This window comes from Mesorhizobium sp. (genome assembly GCF_005063415.1).
Taxonomy (GTDB): Bacteria; Pseudomonadota; Alphaproteobacteria; order Rhizobiales; family Rhizobiaceae; genus Mesorhizobium.
The window spans coordinates 1-1,506 of sequence record NZ_SUEG01000325.1 but is presented as its reverse complement, the minus strand read 5'-3'; the positions used below and the strand labels follow the sequence as shown (position 1 = coordinate 1,506).

Below are 1,506 nucleotides of genomic sequence, written 5' to 3'. Positions count from 1 at the left end.
GCGCTGGCCGCCAGCGAGAGCTTCGCCGAAAAATCCGGCGCGCTGCAGATCCACGCCTTCAACCAGGAGGAGACGCTGGTCGGGCAAGGCACGCTCGGCCTCGAGATCGAGGCCGACCTGCCGAAGCTCGACACCCTGCTGGTCGCCGTCGGTGGGGGCGGCCTGATCGGCGGCATCGCCGCCTGGTTTTCCGGCCGCATCAGGATCATCGCCGTCGAACCGGAGGGTGCGCCGACGCTTCATCGCGCCTTCGAGGCGGGCCGACCGGTCGACGCGCCGGCGGAGGGCATCGCCGCCGATTCGCTCGCGCCAAAGCGTGTCGGCGAAATGATGTTTCCTATCGCCGAGGCATTCGTCGAGCGCTCGATCCTGGTCGGCGACGACGACATTATCGCCGCCCAGGCGGCGCTCTGGGACCGCGTGCGAATCATCTCCGAGCCGGGTGGTGCGGCCGCCTTCGCGGCGCTCCTGTCCGGCCGCTACGCACCGGCTGCAGGCGAGCGCGTTGCCGTACTGGTCTGCGGCGCAAACGACAATCCGGCGAAATTCTGACAATATCCGGGGCATTATTGTTCACGTTTTGGGGAACCGCCTCGCCTTCGCCGTGTTTGTTGGTATCCTTAGGACGATGTGCATCCGCTTGGACGCACGAAGTACGCGCTAAGATTTTAGGTCTTCGCATCGTGCTTCCCGAAAATCGACTTTTCGGGCCCATGCGATAGACTCGTGAGGCCCGGGCTATCCCGCCCGGCCCAGGAAGGGCCGATGACGCAACGCCCCATCTTCACCAGCGATCGCAGTCTGGCCAGGCGCCTTGCCTTGAGCCGGCTGGGGACGCAGGTCTCGATAATCGTCGAACGCGGCTGGCCATTGCTGCTGCCACTGATCATCGTCGCCAGCCTGTTCCTCAGCATTTCGTGGCTCGGCCTGTTCCCATTTTTGCCCGATCTGGCGCGGATCGGTCTCATCACGGCATTCGGCGTCGCAGCGCTTGCCGCACTCTACCCGCTGCGTTTCTTCCGGACGCCATCAAGTGCCGAGGTCGACCGCCGCATCGAGGCGGCCAACCGATTGCTGCACAGCCCGGTGCAGGTCCAGACCGATCGCCCGAGCGGCAAGGAAAGCATTTTTTCGCAAGCGCTGTGGCGCGAGCATCAGCGGCGCATGGCGGACCAGCTGGGCCAGCTTGGCGGCGACGTGCCGCGCACACGCGTGCCGGAACGCGACCCGTGGGCGCTGCGCGCCGTTGCCGCGCTTTTGTTGGTAACTGCCTTTGCCTTCTCCTTCGGGCCATCGGGCGGCAGGCTGAGCGACGGTTTTGTTGCCCGTGCCGCCCGCGACGTCGTGCCGCCGCGCATTGATGCCTGGGTGACGCCGCCGGCCTATACCGGCAGGCCGCCGGTATTCCTCAACGCCCAGGTCCTTGCCAACAACGCCAATCAAGCGGCGCCGATCTTCACGGTTCCGGATGGCAGCGACGTGTCCCTGCGCGTCACCGGCGGTTCG

Annotated in this window: 2 protein-coding genes; both read left to right on the top strand. The window is 66.1% G+C overall.

What is annotated here, in order from left to right; translation table 11 throughout:
- On the top strand, positions 1-552 hold a 552-nt coding region (locus E5W70_RS32340), incomplete at its 5' end, for a pyridoxal-phosphate dependent enzyme (RefSeq protein WP_292665414.1).
- A 213-nt stretch (positions 553-765) separates the two neighbouring features.
- Positions 766-1,506 (top strand): DUF4175 family protein (locus E5W70_RS32335; RefSeq protein WP_292665413.1); only part of this gene is annotated, 741 nt, incomplete at its 3' end.